This is a genomic window from Citricoccus sp. (assembly GCF_035445025.1).
Classification (GTDB): domain Bacteria; phylum Actinomycetota; class Actinomycetes; order Actinomycetales; family Micrococcaceae; genus Citricoccus.
This window is the reverse complement of the sequence record NZ_DAOMPX010000062.1, coordinates 1-1,449: the sequence shown is the minus strand read 5'-3', so window position 1 is coordinate 1,449 and position 1,449 is coordinate 1. Positions and strand designations below refer to the sequence as shown.

Sequence of the window (1,449 nt, the reverse complement as noted above, 5' to 3'; positions counted from 1 at the left end):
GTCGACCTGCAGGCCGCCGTGGCATGGATGCGCGCGGTCAACGCGCAGCGGCCCGTCTCGGCCCGGCTGGTCCCGGCGGCACTGTTGCTCAAGGCCTGCGCCCTGGCCGCCCGTCAGGTGCCGGAGGTCAACGGTTTCTACACGGAGGCGCGGTTCCGCCCCAGTCAGGCCGTACACCTGGGGGTCGCCGTCGCGCTGCGGGAGGGCGGGTTGGTCGCCCCGGCGATCCACGACGCGGACACGTTGACCGTGGACCAGCTGATGGAACGACTGCGTGACGTCGTCACCCGGGCCCGCGCCGGACGCCTGCGCCGAGCGGAGATCGCGGACCCGACCCTCACCGTCACCGCACTGGGCGACCTCGGCGTCGACACCGTGTACGGGGTGATCTACCCCCCGCAGGTGGCGCTCGTCGGCTTCGGCCGCGTCCGGGAGAGGCCCTGGGCCCAGGACGGCATGCTCGCGGTGCGCCAGTCCGTCACCGCCACCCTCTCGGCCGACCACCGCGTCAGCGACGGCCTGCGCGGAGGGCGCTTCCTCGACCTCGTCGACGAGATGCTGCAGAGACCGGAGGACCTATGAACGAGCACGAGGCACGCGCGGCGGTGTACGCGGCGATCACGCAGGTGGCCCCCGACGTCGAGACCCAGGGCCTCGACGACCGTTCCCGGCTCCGTCAGGACCTGGAGCTGGACTCACTGGACTTCCTGGCCCTGGTGGAGCACCTGGCGCGTCACGCCGGCGTGGACGTCCCGGAGGGTGACTACGGACGGGTCGGCACCGTGGCCTCCCTGATCGCCTACGTCGCCGAGCACGCCTGAGGCCGCGGGGACCGACGGTGGACGACCCCGGGCTGACGTGATCACGATGCAGCGTTCAACGCACGGCCCGTGCACCGGGCGCAGGGCTCGCGGATAGGCCCCTCCCCCATGGACACCGCGGACCGTGAGGCCTCACCTCCGGGCTTGACCTCGGCAGAGGCTGCCCGGCGGCTGGGGCAGTCGGGACCCAACGAGCTCCCCCGCATCCATCAGGTGCCCGGGTGGCGGCGGTTCGCGGGCCAGTTCACCCACTTCTTCGCCGTCCTGCTCTGGGGCGCGGCCGGGCTGGCGTGGATAGCGGGCATGCCGCAACTGTCGATCGCGGTGATCGCCGTGGTGGTGATCAACGGCGTGTTCGCCTTCGCCCAGGAGGAACGGGCAGCCCAGGCCGCCGCGCGGCTCCGGGAGCTCCTGCCCGCCCAGGTCACGGTGCGTCGTGATGGCCGGCGCATGCCGATTCCCGCCTCCGAGGTGGTGCCCGGTGACATCATCATCCTCACGGCCGGTGACCGGTTGCCCGCCGACGTGCGCTTCGTCGAGGCGGACAGCTGCACGGTGGATGAGTCCATGCTCTCCGGGGAGAGCATGCCCGTGGTCAAGGGCACGGGAAGCGATGGCTTCGGGGGCA

General features: G+C 72.2%; 3 protein-coding genes. All 3 read left to right on the top strand.

Annotated features, from left to right (window positions below; translation table 11 throughout):
• Window positions 1–582, top strand: a 582-nt coding sequence (locus PLJ28_RS13470; protein WP_324590236.1) for a 2-oxo acid dehydrogenase subunit E2, incomplete at its 5' end; no start/stop codon positions are given.
• Entirely contained in the window at window positions 579–821 is a 243-nt protein-coding gene (locus PLJ28_RS13465) for an acyl carrier protein (protein ID WP_183525368.1), read from the top strand. The genes PLJ28_RS13470 and PLJ28_RS13465, both read left to right, overlap by 4 nt.
• Before the next feature lie 144 nt (window positions 822–965).
• Window positions 966–1,449: HAD-IC family P-type ATPase (locus PLJ28_RS13460; protein WP_324590235.1), on the top strand; the 484-nt coding region annotated here is incomplete at its 3' end.